Source organism: Rhizobium redzepovicii, from assembly GCF_019793435.1.
GTDB classification, from domain to species: Bacteria; Pseudomonadota; Alphaproteobacteria; order Rhizobiales; family Rhizobiaceae; genus Rhizobium; species Rhizobium redzepovicii.
Window position 1 is genome coordinate 165,445 of sequence record NZ_JAILYH010000017.1, and the last position, 11,914, is coordinate 177,358.

Below are 11,914 nucleotides of genomic sequence, written 5' to 3' on the forward strand. Positions count from 1 at the left end.
GGGCCACCGACATCGCATGCAGCCGGTGCGACATTGGAGCTGCACACTAAAACGATGACGCCCGCCTTACCAGTCATTGCAGCATTTCGATGCATATGTAAGGTGGCCGCACTTCATGCGGAGACTGAATCACTGATGACGACGGCGGACTATATCGCTCTGGCCTTCTTTGCCTGTGTCTGGATGGGCTATTCCTGGCTGCTGCATGGCCGCACCTTCTTCGGACGCACCAGCCTCACTCATGCGATGATCGAACGGCGCCGCGAGTGGATCTATAATTCGCTGCGCCGCGACCTGAAGATGATCGACACGCAGATCATGGCGGGCCTGCAGAACGGCACCGCCTTCTTCGCGTCGACCTCGATCTTCGCCTTGGGCAGTTGCTTCGCGCTGCTCGGGGCGACCGAGAAGGTCGACGCCGTCTTCGCCGACCTGCCCTTCGTCTTGCACGGCGGCCATGCGGTCTTCGAGATGAAGGTCGGCGGGCTGGCAGCGCTTTTCGGTTATGCCTTCTTCAAGTTCGGCTGGTCCTACCGGCTGTTCAACTATTGCACCATCCTGTTCGGCTCGATCCCGATGCTGCGCGACGCCGAGAGCGACATCATCGCTGCCGAGCGGGCCGCCGAACGCGTCATCCGCATGAATGTCATCGCCGGCAGCAATTTCAACGAGGGCCTCCGGGCGATCTTTCTGTCGATCGGCTATCTCGGCTGGTTCATCAACCCCTATGTCTTCATGGCGACGACGGCGATCGTCATCTTCGTGCTGGCGCGGCGGCAATTCTTCTCGCAGGCGCGGCTGGCGATCATGGATGCCGGCCCGCCATCGAATCTCAACCTTTCCGCCATTCGCCGCGACATGCCGTCGAGCGACGGACGTGATTTGCCCGAGGGACTGTGATGACATTGCCGGCAATCGAAGCCGATGCGGCGGCAAGACCGCCTCGCATCGGCCTGTTGGACACGGCGCGCGGCGCCGCGCTGATCGCCATGGCGAGCTACCATTTCAGCTGGGACATGGAGTTCATGAGTTATCTCGCGCCGGGCACGGCCGAGACAGGCTGGCTGAAGATCTATGCCCGGGCGATCGCCACGACGTTTCTCTTCATCGTCGGCATCAGCCTCGTGCTCTCCAGCAAGCCGGAGGTCCGCTGGCCTTCCTTCTGGAAGCGTTTCGGCATGATTGCCGCGGCCGCTGCCAGCATCTCGATCGCCACGCGAATCGCCATGCCGGACACGTGGATCTATTTCGGCATCCTGCATTGTATCGCGGTGCTGACGCTGATCGGTATCGTTTTCATCAGGCTTCCGCTCGCCGTCACGCTGATCGTTACAACAGCGCTCCTGGCCGCCTGGCTCATCGACAATTTCGGCACGCCCGGCCTGCTGCGCTCGTCCTTTTTCGATCCGAAATATCTCGCTTGGATCGGCCTTGCCGTCATGCCGGATCGGTCGAACGACTACGTGCCATTGTTTCCCTGGGCAACGCCGTTCTTCGCTGGGTTGAGCATCGCCTCGATCGCCATCAGAACCAGGCTGCCGCATCGGCTTGCCGCCCTTGGCACCGGCTCCTGGTGGCTGGCGCGGCTTGGCCGCCACAGCCTTGCCTTCTACCTCATCCATCAGCCGGTGCTGATCGCCATCGCCTACGGGCTTTCGCTTCTCGTCCCGCCGCCGCAGCCGGATCCGGCCGAAACTTACCTAAAGCAATGCAACTCCAGTTGCGTCATGCAACAGGGCGAAGCGCTCTGCCAGAGCTTCTGCCAGTGCACGCTCGACAAATTGCAGGCCCAAAGCCTGTTGACTCAGCTGCAGGCAAACGAGATCGACGTACAAAACGATGAGCGGGTCCAGACGATCGCCGGCGAATGCAGCGCCGAGGTGGAATAACGTCAGCTCGGCTCAGGTGGTGACGCCGATTTCGGCGAGACGGCCAAGGCAGGCCTCTTCGATATTGTCGAGTTCCACCAGCGTGTCGTCGATATCCTTGCGCTTCTGACGCAGGTCGTCGCGCTTCTCGTCGACGCGCTTCATCAGGAGCTTCAACTGACCGAGTTCGCCCGGCGGCTCCTTGTAAACCTGAATGATCTCGCGAATCTCCGCAATAGTGAAACCGATGCGCCGGCCGCGCAGGATCTCCCCAATAAGCCGTCGGTCGGCCTGCCGGAAGAGACGGGTACGCCCGCGCCGTTCCGGATGGATCAGCCCCTCGTCCTCATAGAAGCGGAGCGTGCGCGTCGAGACACCGAATTCGCGCGTCAGCTCCGTTATGCTATAATATTTGTTCACCAGCATGTGTTCCCCGTCATGAACCGGCAATAATATTGACTTTTACGTAATAGTCAATTTTTGACAACCTTTCAAATGCCGAACCACCATGTGGCAATGCCGAGGAAGGCGAAAAAGCCGGTACAGTCGGTCACCGTCGTCACGAAGACCGACGAGGCGATCGCCGGGTCGGCGCCCACCTTGTCGAGCAGCAGCGGCAACAGGATGCCCGCAAGGGCCGCCGCCATCAGGTTGATGATCATCGCCGCGGCGATCACCCCGCCGAGCTGATAGTCGTGGAACCAGGTGCCGGCGATCAAGCCCATGATCGTCGCGAAGACGATGCCGTTGAGGATGCCGACACCCGCCTCCCTGCGGATGATGCGGCCGGCATTGTAGATGTCGAGATCGCGGGTGGCGAGCGCGCGCACCGTCACCGTCATCGTCTGCGTGCCGGCATTGCCGCCCATCGAGGCGACGATCGGCATCAGCACCGCCAGCGCGATCATCTTCTCGATCGAGGCGTCGAACAGGCCGATGACGCTCGCCGACAGCATTGCCGTGCCGAGATTGATCAGCAGCCAGAGGAAACGCGATCGCGCCGTCGACAACACATTGTCGGACAGCTCTTCGTCGCCGACGCCGCCGAGGCGCTTGATATCCTCGTCCGCCTCCTCATGGATGACGTCGACGACATCGTCGATGGTCAGCACGCCGACCAGCCGGCCGTTCTCGTCGACGACGGCGGCCGAGAGAAGGTCGTACTGCTCGAAGAGCTGGGCGGCCTCCTCCTGGTCCATCTCGGCCGGGACCGGATGGTTGGTCTCGCGCATGATCTGCTCGATCTTCGTCTGCCGCTTGGTGCGCAGGATCTGGTCGAGATCGACGGCGCCGAGCAGCTTGAAGGTCGGATCGATGACGAAGATCTGCGAGAAGGAATAGGGAAGATCCTCCTCGTCACGCATGTAGTCGATCGTCTGTCCCACGGTCCAGAACGGCGGCACGGCGACGAATTCCGTCTGCATGCGGCGGCCGGCCGAGCTTTCGGGATAATCGAGCGCCCTGCGCAGCCGGACCCGCTCGGTAAACGGCAGCTGCGCCAGGATCTCTTCCCGATCTTCCTTGTCGAGATCTTCGAGAATGTAGACGGCGTCGTCCGAATCGAGATCGCCGATCGCGGCGGCGATCTGCTCGTTCGGCATCTGGTCGACGATCTCGCGGCGGATCGCCTCGTCGACCTCGGTCAGTGCCGTCATGTCGAAATCGTCGCCGAGCAGGCGCACCAGCGCCAGGCGCTGATCCGGCTGGATCGCTTCCAGCAGATCGCCTATTTCGGATTCGTGCAGGCGGGCAACATTCTGGCGCAGGAACAGCGTGTCGCGGTCGGCGATCGCCGCGCCGACCAGCGCCAGGAAATCGCTGCGGACATTACCGTCCTCGTCGTAGATATCGGCTTCCTCGTCCTCGGGACGCCTGCGGATGCGGTCTTCGCCATCGGTCGTCGTCATCTGCCGCCCTCGCATCTGGTTCGAATTTCAACGACTACAGCGCCGCATTCGCGAATGTCGGCGGAAAACATATTGTCAACAAGCAGATAAGCGAATCCCCGCGCGAGGTTTACGCGGCCGGAATCCATAGCTCCTGCTAGCTGAAAGCATCCCTGCCGTAAAGCAGCAAACCTGCCGCTTGATGACAATGCCCGCGGCCGGCGATAGTTTCGCCCCGCATCCGAGCCGAGGAACGCCGCCCCATGCCCATTCGCCCGATCCTGCGTTACCCGCATCCTGGTCTGAAGACCGTCTGCACGCCGGTGACCGTCTTCGATTCATCGCTTGCCGCACTTGCCGACGACCTGCTCGCGACGATGCGCGCCGCGCCCGGCGTCGGCATCACCGCCGCCCATATCGGCGTCTTCACCCGCGTGACGGTGCTGGAACTCGACAAGACCGACGGCGTGCGCCTCTACGTCAACCCGGAGATCACCTGGTTCTCGAAGGAGACGATGACCCATGCTGAAGGCAGCGTCTCGATGCCGGGAGCGACCGACGAGGTCACGCGCCCGCGGTCGATCCGCTTCCGCTATCGGGACGCCGAGGGCGGCATGCATGAGGACGTCGCCGACAATTTCCTCGCCATCTGCATCCAGCACGAAGTCGACCAGCTTGACGGCATTTTCTGGCTGCAGCGCCTCTCGCGGCTGAAGCGCAACCGCCTCGTGAAGAAATGGGAGAAGGCGCCAAATTGAGGATAAAGCCTGACGATCAGGCCCGACAAATCGGCTCCCGCGCCGAACCATTCGCCGCTGCCGGCGTTTCCAGCAAAGAAACCCAGCGTTTCCCCCAAAAAAGAAACTAGGAGCGACTGCAATGGCAAGGACAGGTGACAAGCCCCCCATTTCCCGCGAAGGCGCAAAGCTTTTTGACCAAAAGGCAGGGCTTTCCCGCGAGGAAGATTATCGCGACCTCGAGGAACGCAATCTCGACGACGGCTGGCCCTATGCCGACGGTACCGGCGCCGATCCGGCCAACCGCCCCTATGGCGAGACGGCGGCAAATTTCGACAGCGATCCCAACCAAGGCTTCCGGATCGACGGCACGGATGCAGAGGGCAACGAGAATCGTCTGAAGGATTCGCTGCGAGCCGATACCATCGACCGCGATGAAAGCGACGAACTCGAAGCGCGGGTGAACGACAATCTCGAAAACATTCCCGAGGTCGACATCAACAGCATTGAGGTTCATGCCGACGGGCACGTCGTCACACTGGAAGGTTCGGTAGAGACGATCGGCATCGCCCGCAAGGTCGAACTCGGCGCGCTTTCGGTCGACGGCGTCCACCATGTCCGCAACAAATTGCAGCTGACCGGTGTCGATGCCCATATCCCGAACGAAGACTGATTCACTCGCAAGACATGGATAGTCGGCGGGGGCGGCAACGCGTCCCGCCGCCTCGGTGTGTCGCCCTTCCAACATTACAAAAAGTTAACAATTCCAGATTGCATCGCAACATGATTTCGAACTAGCCATTTCCTGTCATTTTGCTTAGGCGGGCTTCCATAACGCGAACGTCAATTTCAGTGACAAGACTGTGATTTTATTCGGACAAAAGGTCGCGGCTGCGGCGCCGTTCCATCACAAAATTGCCTAAATTGGGGCGCGAACTCGGATGCGCCGAGGGTTGGTTTTATGTTGTGAAATTCAACAGCAGATTGAGGAGATAGACCCATGCGCATCAAATTTGCCCTTGCCGCGTCCGTGTTCGCCGTCAGCCTTGCAGGCGCCGCCTTCGCCCAGCCGACTTATTCCGACGACTACACCAACGATAGCGACGGCTTCGCCCCGAGCCAGATGTCCAAGCCGGCCCCTGTTCACTACACCAACCATAAGGCCCCGGCCTATTCCAGCGACTACACCAATGACAGCGACGGCTTCGCCCCGAGCGCCATGGCCGCCCCTGCCGTCGACAAGACCGCTACGGCGAGCATCAACGCCCTGCCCCCATGCCATAGCATGATTGGCCCGAAGGGCTCCCACACCAAGGGTGCCGACAGCGGCGCCTCCCGCACCGAAGCGTGCCGCGCCACGCATTGATCCAATAAAGAAAGGGCCGGTTAACCGGCCCTTCTCTTTTCAATCTGCTTCCCTATCGTATTAGAACACGAATGGAACAAGCCGGTAGCGGGTCGTGGCCATGAAGGCCGTGTAAGCAGGATCCTGCTTCAGCAACCGCTCCTCCGCGAGGAGGCGGAAACATTGCGCGGTCAGCGCCGTCGCATAGATGGCAAAATTCCAAACGCTCGGATGTGTCAGGAAGAAGCCGATATGCATCATCAGATAACCCGCATACATCGGATGGCGGACAAATTTGTAAGGGCCGCCGATCTTGATGCCGCGATTGGCCGGCACCAGGCCAAAGCTTCGCCGCAATGACAGCTTTGCCGCTATCTGCAGGAAGAAACCGAGGACCATCACCGTTCCGCAGACTGCGAGCGGCGCTAGTGGTTCCGATGTGTTGGGTGAGACGAGCAGCGGGAAGAGCGTGCCAACGGCGGTGACCGTCCAGTCATAGAGCCGCAGCGACGCATTTCGCGTCGGCCGGCGCGTCAGAATGAGAAAGGCGGCGGCCCCCTCCGAAAAGAGCAGCAGGCCGTCGATGATCGCCCTGTTGTCCTGCATCTGAGGCACGATACGCATGACGATCGCAACGAATAAGTAGCCGACCAGGACCTTTTCGACGATATCGAGAACGAAATAGACATCGAGGAATGACCAGCTTGTCGCTGCCTGTTTTTTCATAGTTCGCAAGACTTCCACATCACAAAATTGAGGCAAGCTATATATGCGAGACCGCTAATTATGGGTTAAGGCATTCGACCATATCTGACAGAACGGCGTCCTAGACCAGGGCCGAAACCGGCCATGTCTTCAAATGCAAATTGACGGGGGCGGGGCGCCGTTCCGAACGATCAGCTTTCGCTAATTGTTTCGCCAAAAACCGCCTCGAAGGCGGTGCGCAGCCGCATATCGACATCGGCCATCATCACCGGCAAGCCAAGATCGACCAGGCTTGTCACGCCATAGGCCGAGATTCCGCAGGGCACGATGCCGCCGAAATGATCGAGGTCGGGATCGACGTTGAGCGACAGTCCGTGGAAGGTCACCCATTTCCGCAGCCTGATCCCCAGGGCGGCGATCTTGTCCTCGGCCATCGTTCCATCGGCAAGCAACGGCTTTTCCGGCCGCCGCACCCAGACGCCGACGCGGTCTTCACGCCGCTCGCCGCGCACATTCATCATATCAAGCGTGCGGATGACGACGTCCTCCAGGGCGGCAACGAAGGCGCGCACGTCCTGGCGCCTGCGCTTCAGGTCAAGCATCACATAGGCGACCCGCTGGCCGGGTCCGTGATAAGTATATTCACCGCCGCGCCCGGTCGCAAAGACCGGAAACCGGTCCGGCTGGACGAGATCCTGGGCATTGGCGCTGGTGCCCGCGGTATAGAGCGGCGGATGCTCGACGAGCCAGACGAGTTCGTCACCGCCGTCCGATATCACCGCCACCTCGCGCTCCATCGTCTCCACCGCCTCTTCATAGGCAACGAGGCCATCGGCGATGCGCCAGCGCACCGGGCGGTTGCCGAGATTCGGGAGCATGGAGAATTCGAGATCGGTGCGAAGCATGGCCATTCCTTGCCGCACTCCCCGAAATGCCTGAAAAAGGGGGCGGCAGGAGACCTATATGGACCCGTTTCGGGGGCAATTCAAATGCTGTGACCGGATTTGAAAAAAACTGTCATATCGCCCTTGTGTACCCCAAATGCTTTTGCTACATGCTGCCCCGCCGACGCAAATCGGCACCTACCACGATGCGGTCGTGGCGGAATTGGTAGACGCGCAGCGTTGAGGTCGCTGTGGGGCAACCCGTGGAAGTTCGAGTCTTCTCGACCGCACCATCTCCCTTCAGGGAAACGCTTTCCAAGCGACGATTCCGATTTCCTCGACGCTATTTGCGGTTGCTCGGCTTGATCGGCCGGCCTTCGCATGGTTGATGGCGTCATCCCAGTCATGAATCGGCCGCCATGTCAGAGCATCCAGCCCATCAAAACTCCCTGCAGGGCATGGCCATCATGTCCGGCGCCATGCTGATCCTGCCGACAATGGACGCCATCGCAAAATATATGGCGACCTTCGAGGCGATGTCGCCCGGCCAGGTGACTTTCTACCGATTCTTCTTCCAGATCGCCTGCACACTGCCGATTCTCGTCGCCGTTTTCGGGCTGAAGGCGCTTTCGGCCAAGCGGCCATGGATGAACCTGCTGCGCGGCGTGCTGCATGGCGCTGCGAGCCTGCTTTTCTTCGTCGCCGTCAAGTACATGCCGCTTGCCGACGTCTTCGCCATCTATTTCGTCGAGCCATTCATGCTGACGGCCATGTCGGCGCTGTTCCTCGGCGAGAAGGTCGGCTGGCGGCGCTGGATGGCGATCGTCGTCGGTTTCGGCGGCGCGATGATCGTCATTCAGCCGAGCTACGAAATATTCGGCCTGAAGGCGCTGCTGCCGGTCGCCTGTGCCTTTCTGTTCTCACTCTATCTGTTCCTCAACCGCGCCATCGGCGAGGCCGATTCGCCGCTGACCATGCAGACGATGGCGGGAATCGGCGGAACGCTCTTCATGGCCGCCGCCCTTTTCGTGGGTAGCGGTTCCGGCAATGCCGATTTCGCCATGTCTCTGCCCTCCTCCGGTCTCGGTCTTGTCCTGCTGCTCGCCCTTGGTTCGATCTCCGGCTATGCGCATCTGCTGATCGTCCGGGCTTTCCGGCTCGCACCGCTGTCGCTGCTTGCGCCGTTCCAATACTTCGAGATCATCTCGGCGACCGTTCTCGGCTATGCGCTATTCAACGATTTCCCGAATTTTTCCAAGTGGATCGGCATCTTCATCATCGTCGCATCCGGTCTCTTCATCATCTGGCGAGAGCGGCTGCAGGCGCGATCGCTAAAATCCTCCTGATCCCGGGAATATCGGATTAACTCCGCTTCTTGAGGGATCGTCAATTCGCAGACGGTAAAACAGTTTCCGGCTTCATGATGAAGCCTGGAGCTAAAACATGAGCGAATTTCGTCTCGCTTTCCCGGCCTGTGTGGTGGCCGGCAAGCATCGGCTGACGGCCGAAGATATAGTCCTGTTGCGCAAACATGCTTTTCCGGAAGGAATCCGGACATCCGACGATGTCGTGGCGATGTTGGCGCTCAACAATTCCTGCCCCGAGAAATGTGCCGCGTGGAACGCGTTCTTCGTCGAGCAGCTCGCCGGCTTCATCGTCCATTACACCTATCCGCAGGGCTCGCTTGATGAGATCAACGTCGCGTGGATCATGCGCATGTTCACGACCGATGGTGTCGTCAACTCGGCGCTGGAACTCGAGCTCATTCTACATGTCATGGAGATTTCAGCCGATGTCCCCGGTGAATTGAGAGCGCTTGCCCTTGATCAGCTCCGCGTGGCGATCACCGACAATATCGGTGGCTACAAGCTGTCGCGCGCTGTCGACCGCCGGGGCATTACCCGCCAGGACGTCGATTTCACGATGCGCATTTTCAGAAGCGTCGCCGAAGGCGGCGTCATTCCCGTCTCGTCGGTCGAATACGGCGTTCTCCAGCAGATCGATCAGGCGACGCTGCCCGGCGCCAATCATCCGCACTGGGCCGGCATAATGGCTGCCGCCGAGCTGCGCGACTATGCCGAGCCGCGGCGCAGCCGTTGGCTGCGCATCGTCGACGAGGAACCCGTCGCGGAAGCGGCCGTCGCCTGAAGCTCCTCAAGCCTGCCACTCCTCAAGCCTGATTGTGCGTTCCGGTGTTTTGTGCGTAAAACTCCGGAACGCATTTCTGGGTGGAGTCTCGATGTTCAAGAAAATTCTGATCGCGAATCGCGGCGAAATCGCCTGTCGCGTGATCAAGACTGCGCGCCGCATGGGCATTTTGACCGTGGCGGTCTATTCGGACGCGGACCGGGACGCGCTGCATGTCGAGATGGCCGATGAGGCCGTGCATATCGGCCCGGCCGCGGCCTCCGAGAGCTACCTGGTTGCCGAAAAGATCATTGCCGCCTGCAAGGCGACCGGCGCCGAGGCTGTTCATCCGGGCTACGGCTTCCTGTCCGAGCGCGCCTCCTTCTGCGCGGAACTGGAAAAGCAGGGCATCGTCTTCATCGGCCCGAAGCCGAAAGCCATCATGGCGATGGGCGATAAGATCGAATCGAAGAAATTCGCGAATGCCGCTGGCGTATCCACCGTGCCCGGCCATCTCGGCGTCATCGAGGATGCCGCCCATGCGGAAGTGATCGCGGGCGGGATCGGTTATCCCGTCATGATCAAGGCATCGGCCGGCGGCGGCGGCAAGGGCATGCGCATCGCCTGGAATGAGGCCGAGGTACGCGACGGCTTCGAGCGCGCCAGCTCGGAGGCGAAGAGTTCCTTTGGCGACGACCGCGTCTTCATCGAGAAGTTCATCGTCGAGCCGCGCCACATCGAAATCCAGGTGCTGGCCGATGCGCATGGCAACGTCGTCTATCTCGGCGAGCGCGAATGCTCGATCCAGCGGCGGAACCAGAAGGTGGCGGAAGAGGCGCCCTCGCCCTTCCTCGACGAAAAAACCCGCAAGGCGATGGGCGACCAATCGGTGGCGCTGGCCAAAGCCGTCGATTATCAGAGCGCCGGCACGGTCGAATTCATCGTCGACCGCGATCGTAATTTCTATTTCCTCGAAATGAACACCCGCCTGCAGGTCGAGCATCCCGTGACCGAACTCGTCACCGGCATCGATCTCGTCGAGCAGATGATCCGGGTCGCCGCGGGCGAGCCGCTTGCCCTCGCTCAAGAGGAGATCAGGCTCGACGGCTGGGCGATCGAAAGCCGGCTCTATGCCGAAGACCCCTATCGCAACTTCCTGCCCTCGATCGGCCGCCTGACGCGCTACCGCCCGCCGGCCGAAGGCCGGACCGGCAATCTGGTGGTCCGCAACGATACCGGCGTTTTCGAAGGCGCCGAGATCTCGATGTATTATGATCCGATGATCGCCAAGCTCTGCACCTGGGCGCCGACACGGCTGGAGGCGATCGAGGCCATGGGGCGGGCGCTCGACGGCTTCGTCGTCGACGGCATCGAGCACAATGTCCCGTTCCTATCGGCGTTGATGAAACATCCGCGCTGGCGCGAGGGCCGGCTATCCACCGGCTTCATCGCCGAGGAATATCCCGATGGCTTCGCGCCGATGAAACCGGACCGCACGGAAGAGGCCACGCTTGCCGCCATTGCGCTGTCCGCCTCGCTGATCGAAACGAACCGGCGCGAGCGTTTCGCCGATCGCCTGCGCGCCGCATCGGGCACGCTGCGCGAGCACTGGGTGGTCAAGACAGGCGACAGTCATGTCGCTGTCAGATTGATCGACGGCCTCGTCACCATCCCCTTCGATATGGAGATGGCGATAGAGGGCGAGAACAGCAGCGTTGTCACGGATTGGAGACCCGGCGATCCGGTCTGGAGCGGCACGGTCGGCGGCCGGAATATCACCGCGCAGATCCGCCCCGTCCTCAACGGGCTGCGCATCGACTGGCAGGGGCTTTCGGTGACGGCCAAGGTCTTGTCGCCGCGTCATGCCGAACTCGACAGGCTGATGCCGGTGAAGCTGCCGCCCGATACCTCAAAGCTGCTGCTCTGCCCGATGCCCGGCCTCGTCGTTTCCATCGCGGTCGCCGAGGGCCAGGAGGTCAAGGCGGGGGAAACGCTTGCGATCGTCGAGGCGATGAAGATGGAAAACGTGCTGCGCGCCGACCGCGACCTCGTCGTCTCGAAGATCAATGCCGCAGCCGGCGAAAGCTTGGCCGTCGATGCCGTGATCATGGAATTCGCCTGAGGGCAAAAGGCCGCCGGGCCGTTTTCGCTTGAGCCCGGCTTACCGGCCATGCCAAGGTCAACCCCAATAAAATTGTCAGGGAGATTGTGAAGATGGACGTTCGCGCCGCTGTTGCCGTTCAGGCCGGAAAACCGCTCGAAGTGATGACCGTGCAGCTGGAAGGTCCGCGGGCCGGCGAAGTGCTGGTCGAGGTCAAGGCGACGGGCATCTGCCACACCGACGATTTCACCCTGTCGGGTG

At 61.0% G+C, this 11,914-nt stretch carries 12 protein-coding genes, 1 tRNA gene and 1 pseudogene; 10 read left to right on the forward strand and 4 right to left on the reverse strand.

Annotation, left to right across the window (positions count from 1 at the left end):
• Positions 1–135 precede the first annotated feature (135 nt).
• Together K6N12_RS25515 and K6N12_RS25520 are read left to right on the forward strand one after the other, a co-directional pair.
• The gene (locus K6N12_RS25515; protein WP_097628815.1) at positions 136–900 is read left to right on the forward strand and encodes a DUF599 domain-containing protein; all 765 of its coding nucleotides are present in this window, start codon (positions 136–138) and stop codon (positions 898–900) included.
• Positions 900–1,889: a heparan-alpha-glucosaminide N-acetyltransferase gene (locus K6N12_RS25520; RefSeq protein WP_097628814.1), complete on the forward strand. Its 990-nt coding sequence runs from the start codon at positions 900–902 to the stop codon at positions 1,887–1,889. Before K6N12_RS25515 ends, K6N12_RS25520 begins: the two co-directional genes overlap by 1 nt.
• 12 nt (positions 1,890–1,901) lie before the next feature.
• On the opposite strand, the gene K6N12_RS25525 is transcribed toward K6N12_RS25520, so the two are convergent.
• Positions 1,902–2,294: a MerR family transcriptional regulator gene (locus tag K6N12_RS25525; RefSeq protein WP_037073057.1), complete on the reverse strand. Its 393-nt coding sequence runs from the start codon at positions 2,292–2,294 to the stop codon at positions 1,902–1,904.
• A 65-nt stretch (positions 2,295–2,359) separates the two neighbouring features.
• The gene (gene mgtE / locus K6N12_RS25530) at positions 2,360–3,775 is read right to left on the reverse strand and encodes a magnesium transporter (RefSeq protein ID WP_097628813.1); all 1,416 of its coding nucleotides are present in this window, start codon (positions 3,773–3,775) and stop codon (positions 2,360–2,362) included.
• 242 nt (positions 3,776–4,017) lie between these two features.
• Here mgtE and K6N12_RS25535 point away from each other — a divergent pair, with 242 nt between their 5' ends.
• The 3 genes from K6N12_RS25535 to K6N12_RS25545 all read left to right on the forward strand — a co-directional run bounded on the left by K6N12_RS25535 (position 4,018) and on the right by K6N12_RS25545 (position 5,857).
• Entirely contained in the window at positions 4,018–4,512 is a 495-nt protein-coding gene (locus K6N12_RS25535; RefSeq protein WP_097628812.1) for a peptide deformylase, read from the forward strand.
• A gap of 121 nt (positions 4,513–4,633) precedes the next feature.
• Positions 4,634–5,164, forward strand: a complete 531-nt coding sequence (locus tag K6N12_RS25540) for a BON domain-containing protein (protein ID WP_097628811.1) — start codon at positions 4,634–4,636, stop codon at positions 5,162–5,164.
• A gap of 327 nt (positions 5,165–5,491) precedes the next feature.
• Positions 5,492–5,857 carry a hypothetical protein gene (locus tag K6N12_RS25545; RefSeq protein ID WP_097628810.1) on the forward strand — a complete coding sequence of 122 codons (366 nt, stop codon included), beginning with the start codon at positions 5,492–5,494 and terminating at the stop codon, positions 5,855–5,857.
• A gap of 60 nt (positions 5,858–5,917) precedes the next feature.
• Here K6N12_RS25545 and K6N12_RS25550 read toward each other — a convergent pair whose 3' ends face one another.
• Together K6N12_RS25550 and lipB are read right to left on the reverse strand one after the other, a co-directional pair.
• On the reverse strand, positions 5,918–6,562 hold the full coding sequence (locus K6N12_RS25550; RefSeq protein WP_097628809.1) for a methyltransferase family protein: 645 nt from the start codon (positions 6,560–6,562) through the stop codon (positions 5,918–5,920).
• Between the two features lie 170 nt (positions 6,563–6,732).
• On the reverse strand, positions 6,733–7,452 hold the full coding sequence (gene lipB / locus K6N12_RS25555; RefSeq protein WP_097628808.1) for a lipoyl(octanoyl) transferase LipB: 720 nt from the start codon (positions 7,450–7,452) through the stop codon (positions 6,733–6,735).
• Between the two features lie 181 nt (positions 7,453–7,633).
• Here lipB and K6N12_RS25560 point away from each other — a divergent pair.
• The 5 genes and pseudogenes from K6N12_RS25560 to K6N12_RS25580 form a co-directional block, all read left to right on the forward strand.
• Positions 7,634–7,718, forward strand: a tRNA-Leu gene (locus K6N12_RS25560).
• 126 nt (positions 7,719–7,844) lie between these two features.
• The gene (locus K6N12_RS25565) at positions 7,845–8,771 is read left to right on the forward strand and encodes a DMT family transporter (RefSeq protein WP_097628807.1); all 927 of its coding nucleotides are present in this window, start codon (positions 7,845–7,847) and stop codon (positions 8,769–8,771) included.
• A gap of 97 nt (positions 8,772–8,868) precedes the next feature.
• Positions 8,869–9,573 (forward strand): hypothetical protein, encoded by a 705-nt coding sequence (locus K6N12_RS25570; RefSeq protein ID WP_097628806.1) that lies wholly within the window; start codon positions 8,869–8,871, stop codon positions 9,571–9,573.
• A 91-nt stretch (positions 9,574–9,664) separates the two neighbouring features.
• Positions 9,665–11,674 carry an acetyl-CoA carboxylase biotin carboxylase subunit gene (locus K6N12_RS25575; protein ID WP_097628805.1) on the forward strand — a complete coding sequence of 670 codons (2,010 nt, stop codon included), beginning with the start codon at positions 9,665–9,667 and terminating at the stop codon, positions 11,672–11,674.
• 92 nt (positions 11,675–11,766) lie between these two features.
• Positions 11,767–11,914: pseudogene (locus tag K6N12_RS25580) on the forward strand (S-(hydroxymethyl)glutathione dehydrogenase); the annotation flags it as partial.

Excerpts from the sequence above, each read along its gene's own strand:
- K6N12_RS25515 (WP_097628815.1), top strand. The coding sequence starts at position 136 with ATGACGACGGCGGACTATATCGCTCTGGCCTTCTTTGCCTGTGTCTGG.
- K6N12_RS25525 (WP_037073057.1), bottom strand. The coding sequence starts at position 2,294 with ATGCTGGTGAACAAATATTATAGCATAACGGAGCTGACGCGCGAATTC.
- mgtE (WP_097628813.1), bottom strand. The coding sequence starts at position 3,775 with ATGACGACGACCGATGGCGAAGACCGCATCCGCAGGCGTCCCGAGGAC.
- K6N12_RS25565 (WP_097628807.1), top strand. The coding sequence starts at position 7,845 with ATGTCAGAGCATCCAGCCCATCAAAACTCCCTGCAGGGCATGGCCATC.
- K6N12_RS25545 (WP_097628810.1), top strand. The coding sequence starts at position 5,492 with ATGCGCATCAAATTTGCCCTTGCCGCGTCCGTGTTCGCCGTCAGCCTT.
- K6N12_RS25570 (WP_097628806.1), top strand. The coding sequence starts at position 8,869 with ATGAGCGAATTTCGTCTCGCTTTCCCGGCCTGTGTGGTGGCCGGCAAG.
- K6N12_RS25535 (WP_097628812.1), top strand. The coding sequence starts at position 4,018 with ATGCCCATTCGCCCGATCCTGCGTTACCCGCATCCTGGTCTGAAGACC.
- K6N12_RS25540 (WP_097628811.1), top strand. The coding sequence starts at position 4,634 with ATGGCAAGGACAGGTGACAAGCCCCCCATTTCCCGCGAAGGCGCAAAG.
- lipB (WP_097628808.1), bottom strand. The coding sequence starts at position 7,452 with ATGGCCATGCTTCGCACCGATCTCGAATTCTCCATGCTCCCGAATCTC.
- K6N12_RS25520 (WP_097628814.1), top strand. The coding sequence starts at position 900 with ATGACATTGCCGGCAATCGAAGCCGATGCGGCGGCAAGACCGCCTCGC.
- K6N12_RS25575 (WP_097628805.1), top strand. The coding sequence starts at position 9,665 with ATGTTCAAGAAAATTCTGATCGCGAATCGCGGCGAAATCGCCTGTCGC.
- K6N12_RS25550 (WP_097628809.1), bottom strand. The coding sequence starts at position 6,562 with ATGAAAAAACAGGCAGCGACAAGCTGGTCATTCCTCGATGTCTATTTC.